Genomic DNA, 5,449 nt, shown 5'->3' with positions numbered 1-5,449 from the left:
TCTCAATACCTATCACGGCGTGCGCAACGTCGACCGCGACCTGATCGAGATGGGCAAGGTCTATGGCATGGGCGGCTGGACGCTGTTTCGCAAGGTGATCTTTCCGGGCGCGCTGCCCTCGATCTTCGTCGGGCTGCGCTATGCGCTCGGCATCATGTGGCTGACGCTGATCGTTTCGGAATCGATCGCCGCGTCCTCCGGCATCGGCCATATGGCGAACAATGCCCGCGAGTTCATGATGACGGATGTCGTGGTGCTGGCGCTGGTGATTTATGCCGTGCTCGGCAAGGTGGCGGATGTCGTGGCGCGGGCGCTGGAGCGGCGGGCGCTGACGTGGAACCCCGTCTATCAGAAATAGGAGAGACGCAATGACCGTCATCACGCATGAGCGCTTCCAGGGGGCTGCTGCGCCGGAATACGAGACGGAAGCGCCCGTTGGGCAAGCCGGTGCCGCTTCGATCACGCTGACGGGCCTTGAGAAGAGTTTCAGCGGCAACCGGGTTTTGCGCGGCATCAACCTGCACATTCCGGCGGGCCAGTTCGTCGCGGTGATCGGCAAGAGCGGCTGCGGCAAGAGCACGCTGCTTCGGATCCTCATGGGGCTCGATCAGCCGACGGCCGGTGAGGTGCGCTTCGAAAATACCGCCGGTGCGGGGGGCCAGCCGAACGCGCGCATCGTCTTCCAGGAGCCGCGCCTGCTGCCGTGGCTGAGCGTGGCGGAGAACGCAGCCGTCGGGCTTGGCGACAATGTGGAGAAGCGGTTGGCACTGGCCGAAGCGGCGGCGGTGCTCTCCGAAGTGCAGCTTGCCGAGAAGGCGTCGGAATGGCCGTCACGGCTTTCCGGCGGCCAGCGGCAGCGCGTGGCGCTGGCGCGGGCGCTGGTGAGCAAGCCCGGCGTGCTGGCGCTTGACGAACCGCTCGGGGCATTGGATGCGCTGACGCGCATCAGCATGCAGGAACTCGTCAATCGCGTCTGGCGCGAACTCGGCTTCACCGCCGTACTGGTGACGCATGACGTCAGCGAGGCGGTGCATCTGGCCGACCGGGTGATCGTGCTCGACGAGGGGCGGATCGCGCTCGATCTGGCGATCCCCTATCCGCATCCGCGCAGGCACGGCGATGCCGAACTCGCCGAAATGGAGGGCAAGCTGCTTGCGGCGATCCTCGGCAAGGAAGCGGCGCGTTAGGTTAGTATTGTCGATTTCGCTCGGATATCCAGCGATCGAGATGGCCAAGCGCGTCCTGCTGCAGGCGATAGGTGCGGACGCGGCCGGCCTTTTCGGACTGCACGAGGCCGCTCGATTCCAGCACGCTTAGATGCTTCATCACTGTCGGCAGCGTCATGGAGAGAGGCTTTGCCAGCTCCATGACGGAGGCAGGGCCGCGGCCGAGGCGATCGACCATGCCGCGGCGGCTGCGGTCGGACAAGGCGTGAAACATCCGGTCGAGGGCGGCAGGTTCCATGATCATTCGGCGGGCATTTCGCTGCGGATGCGCTCCGGGAGCTGGTGACTGTACGGGTAGAACTTGAAGTAGGGCAGTGCCTCCTTCAGCACCCGCGCAAAGGACGGCCGCTCGAGCAGGCGTTCGTAATAGGCGCGGAGCTTCGGCTGGTCGTCGCCGAAGGGCACGAGCGTTTCGGCATAGAAGAGGGCTGGTGCCGCAGCGCAATCGGCCATCGTGAAGCTGTCGCCGGTGATCCACTGGTTGCTGCCGAGCTGCTGCTCGATCATGCCGTAGGCCGTTGCATGCGTGCCGCGTGCCTCTTCCACGCCATGCGGATCCTTGCCGCCGTCCGGCCGGAGGGTATCGGTGACGATCTTCTGCATCGGCGTCTGCACATAGAGATCGAAGAAGCGGTCCCAGAGACGGACGCGAAGCGCCCGGTCGATATCGTCCGGCAACAGGCGGATAGGGCCGGGGTAATGTCGGTCGAGATATTCGATGATGATGCTCGTCTCGGGGATCGTGCTGTCCAGCGCCTCGTCGCGCAGGACCGGCATCTTGCCGACCGGCCAAAAGCGGAAGAGATCGGCGCTCGACGGTTCATCGGCCAGATCGACGGTGCGGTTTTCGAAAGGCGTGCCGTTCTCGTAAAGCGCGATCAACACCTTGTGACAGAAGGAGGCGAGGGGATGTCCGTAAAGAACCAGCGACATGGATGGTGCCTTCAGTGACCGGAAAGTTTACTGAATGGCTAAGTATCAGGTTGCGGCGCGGGCCGCAAGGGATGGTATCCTGATTGGGTAAGTATCCGATGCAGCGCGCCGATCCGTTATTTCTTATGTCGCGTCAGGGAGGCTAGATGCTCATTGGCGAATGCAACTTGAAGGATCGTGCGCGTCAGCCGGCCAACCGCGCGATCACCAGATGTCCCGGACTTGGCTGACCTTCCTGCATTCGGACGTTGATTTCGCTCATCTCTACGAGGTCGAAGCCGGTCGCAGTCAGGCGGTCGCGGATATAGGCTTCGGCGTGCAGGAAGCGCTGGTGCGGGCCGACGGCATAAAGGCGTCCGTCGGCTGGCGGGAGCGTCTCGGAGGAGAAGATGAAAAGGCCCCCGGGTGTCAGGTTCTCGGCGACGCCGAAGAATAGCGGCTCCAGGGCGCCGAGATAAGGCAGCACGTCGGTCGCGGTGATGAGATCGAAGGCCTCTTCGTCGTTGTCGTCGAGGAAGTCCTCGACCTCGGCCACGAAGAGAGTCTCGTAGATTTCCTTCTCATGGGCGATCTCGACCATGTTTTCGGAGATATCGATGCCCGTCATCTCCTCGCAGAGGTCGCGCAGCGTGCCGCCCGTGAGCCCCGTGCCGCATCCGAGGTCGAGCAGGCGCTTGAAGCGGTCGAGCTTCAGCTCCTGCAGGCGCTGGCGCACCAGCATGGGGACGTGGTAGCTGAGCTGCTCGACAAGCACGTCCTCGAAAACTTCGGCATGCTGGTCGAAAAGGGTTTCGACATAGGCATCCGGCGCCCTGACCGGCGTTTCGCCGCGGCCCATCGAGGCGATGCGGACGGCCGCGCCGCCGTGGTCTTCGGGGTCGATTGCCAGCACCTCCTCATAGGCCCTCACGGCAGCGTCGATGTCACCGGCCTTTTCGAGGGCAAGGGCGCGGTTATAGGCTTCCGCAAGCGCTTCCTCGTCGATTTTCTTTGCCATTGCCGTCACCACCTTTTTAAGTTCAGGCAAGCCTCTAAGGCGGCTTGCCGCCTTTTGCAATGGCGGCCTTGGAGGCGCAGAATGCGAAATGGAGATCTCAATAAGAAGGAAAGGGAGGAATGCCATGACGACGGACATCAGCAAGCCCGGCCTTGACGAGAGCGCCCGGAAGGAGGCAACGCCGCCATTGCCGCTGACGCCGGTCGAAATCACCAATACGCTCGCGCACTATTATCGCGGCGAACTCGGACGCATGACGAGTTGGCGGGATCGCATCGACCGGACGTCGAACTGGGCGATCACGGTGGTCGCAGCATTGCTCTCCCTCTCGCTGTCGACGCCGACCGCGCATCATGGGGTGCTTCTCTTCGGAATAATGCTGATCTCGCTGCTTTTGCTGATCGAGGCGAGGCGCTACCGGTTCTTCGATATCTACCGGGCCCGGGTCCGGCAGGTCGAAAAAAACTATTTCGCGCAGATCCTGTCGCCGGAGGCGAATTCCGTGCGCGATTGGGGTCCGGTGGTTGCAAGCAGCCTGCGCAAGCCGACCTTCCTACTGACCTATGCGGATGCCGTCCAGCGGCGGCTGCGACGCAACTACAGCTGGATGTATCTCATCATGCTGCTTGCCTGGGCGCTGAAAATCACGACGCCGAAACTGCAGACCGAGGGAAGCGCGCTGGCACAGGCACATTCCTGGACCTATGTGATCGACAATGCCGTGCTCGGGCCGCTTCCGGGCCTCGTGGTGATTGCTCTCGTGGCGGCCTTCTATCTCGCCATCCTCTACGGCGTGTTACGCCGGGAACCCGACAAAGGCGAGTTCATTCGTGGCGAAGCGCATGTCTAGCCGCCTCAATGCAGAATGAACTCGCCTTTCAGGGCGCGCCATTCCGTTGCCGAAATCAGCTTGCGGTGGATGTAGCGTACCGAATGCAGCGGGCCGTCCAGTTTTTCCTGCCAGAACTTCAGAAAGCCGCGCATTTCGGGAAAATCCGGAGCAAGATCATATTCCTGCCAGATGTAGGTCTGGAGGATCGCCGGGTGATCCGGCAGGTGGTAGAGGATGTGGGCGGTCGTCAGCCCGTATCCCTGAAGCTGCTTTTCGAAATCCTTGTTCATCTCAGCCTCGGTTTCGTTCCCATGTCACGTCTGTGAACATTATATGAAATGGAAACACGCGTCGGTAAACGCAAGCTTGACAGATGTGGGAGGAAAAGGCTATTTGTTTTTGATTTCAGTGGCTTGGCAGCACTCATCTCGGAGTGCTACCAAGAGGTCAGCGCTTTAGATGCCGTGTCAGGCGGCGCTCGATCCAGTTCCAGAAATGCCGGAGCGCTTCGACCATCGAAAGATAGAAGATCGCCGCCCAGAGATAGGTCTGGTAATCGAAGGTGCGCGAGAACGCGTAGCGGGTTTCGCCCATCAGATCGAGGACGGTGATGATGGCGACGACGGCAGAGCCCTTGATCAGCAGGATGATTTCATTGCCGTAGGGGCGCAGTGCCACGATGAGCGCCTGCGGCAGAACGATCTTGCGGAAGGCGACGGCCTTGTGAATGCCGAGCGCTGACGCTGCCTCGTGCTGGCCGCTTGGCACGCTTTCGATGGCGCCGCGCAGGATTTCGGCCTGATAGGCGGCGGTATTGATCGTCATCGAGAAGAGACCGCAATACCAGGCGTCGCGGAAGAACCACCAGAGGCCGGCGGCTTCGAGCTGCGCGCGGAAGCCGCCGAGGCCGTAGTAGATCAGAAAGAGCTGTGCCAAGAGTGGGGTGCCGCGGAAGACGTACACGTAGCAATAGGCAAGCGTGCTGATGATCCTGTTCTTCGACATGCGCGCGAAGGCGAGCGGCAGGGAAAGTGCTGCGCCGAAAATGACGGAGATCGTCACCAGGATGATCGTCGTCATCAGGCCGTGCAGGTAGCGCGGACCGTAGCGCGTGAACTTGTCCACGTCCCAGCCGGCGATCACCATGTAGATCAGGCTTGCGGCAAGCAGCGCCCAAAGGAGGACGAGGAGCGAGCCGACGACGCGCGTGCCCGTTATCGGCTTGACGATTTCCTTCGGCGCCGGCTGCGGCGGGGTGGGGGGGTGCGCCTAGCTCATCGGCGGGCCCCCGGGGGGCTCGCCCCAGGGTCCGTATAGCCGGGGCGGGACGACGAGGAGGCCGCCAGGCGGCGGAAGGAGCCGCGGGGGGAGAGGGGAAAGGAGAAAAACCGCTTGGGGGGGCGGGGCGGGAGGCCCGGGGGGGGCAGGGGAGGGGGAAGGGAGGGGAGACGGGCGGTGGGG

Annotated in this window: 8 protein-coding genes; 3 read left to right on the top strand and 5 right to left on the bottom strand. The window is 62.6% G+C overall.

What is annotated here, in order from left to right:
- Positions 1-358 (top strand): ABC transporter permease subunit (locus C9413_RS26980; protein WP_170251146.1); only part of this gene is annotated, 358 nt, incomplete at its 5' end.
- Positions 359-368: 10 nt separating this feature from the next.
- Positions 369-1,187, top strand: a complete 819-nt coding sequence (locus C9413_RS26975; RefSeq protein ID WP_039845091.1) for an ATP-binding cassette domain-containing protein — start codon at positions 369-371, stop codon at positions 1,185-1,187.
- A gap of 1 nt (position 1,188) precedes the next feature.
- Here the strand turns inward: C9413_RS26975 and C9413_RS26970 are convergent, their stop codons facing one another.
- The 3 genes from C9413_RS26970 to C9413_RS26960 all read right to left on the bottom strand — a co-directional run bounded on the left by C9413_RS26970 (position 1,189) and on the right by C9413_RS26960 (position 3,156).
- Positions 1,189-1,470 (bottom strand): metalloregulator ArsR/SmtB family transcription factor, encoded by a 282-nt coding sequence (locus C9413_RS26970; RefSeq protein WP_052451526.1) that lies wholly within the window; start codon positions 1,468-1,470, stop codon positions 1,189-1,191.
- On the bottom strand, positions 1,467-2,159 hold the full coding sequence (locus tag C9413_RS26965) for a glutathione S-transferase family protein (RefSeq protein WP_039845090.1): 693 nt from the start codon (positions 2,157-2,159) through the stop codon (positions 1,467-1,469). The genes C9413_RS26970 and C9413_RS26965 overlap by 4 nt, the downstream gene beginning before the upstream one ends.
- A gap of 184 nt (positions 2,160-2,343) precedes the next feature.
- Positions 2,344-3,156 (bottom strand): methyltransferase, encoded by an 813-nt coding sequence (locus tag C9413_RS26960; RefSeq protein WP_039846789.1) that lies wholly within the window; start codon positions 3,154-3,156, stop codon positions 2,344-2,346.
- A 124-nt stretch (positions 3,157-3,280) separates the two neighbouring features.
- Here C9413_RS26960 and C9413_RS26955 point away from each other — a divergent pair, with 124 nt between their 5' ends.
- Positions 3,281-4,006, top strand: coding sequence for a DUF2270 domain-containing protein (locus C9413_RS26955; protein WP_039845089.1), 726 nt, complete (start codon positions 3,281-3,283; stop codon positions 4,004-4,006).
- Between the two features lie 5 nt (positions 4,007-4,011).
- Here C9413_RS26955 and C9413_RS26950 read toward each other — a convergent pair whose 3' ends face one another.
- Together C9413_RS26950 and C9413_RS26945 are read right to left on the bottom strand one after the other, a co-directional pair.
- Positions 4,012-4,278 (bottom strand): usg protein, encoded by a 267-nt coding sequence (locus C9413_RS26950; RefSeq protein ID WP_039845088.1) that lies wholly within the window; start codon positions 4,276-4,278, stop codon positions 4,012-4,014.
- A gap of 157 nt (positions 4,279-4,435) precedes the next feature.
- Positions 4,436-5,218, bottom strand: a complete 783-nt coding sequence (locus tag C9413_RS26945) for an ABC transporter permease (protein WP_170251147.1) — start codon at positions 5,216-5,218, stop codon at positions 4,436-4,438.
- Between the last annotated feature and the right edge of the window lie 231 nt (positions 5,219-5,449).

It is taken from the genome of Rhizobium sp. SEMIA 4085 (assembly GCF_013004495.1).
GTDB classification, from domain to species: Bacteria; Pseudomonadota; Alphaproteobacteria; order Rhizobiales; family Rhizobiaceae; genus Rhizobium; species Rhizobium gallicum.
Note: the sequence above shows the minus strand (reverse complement) of the source record. Positions and strands in the feature narration are given on the sequence as shown.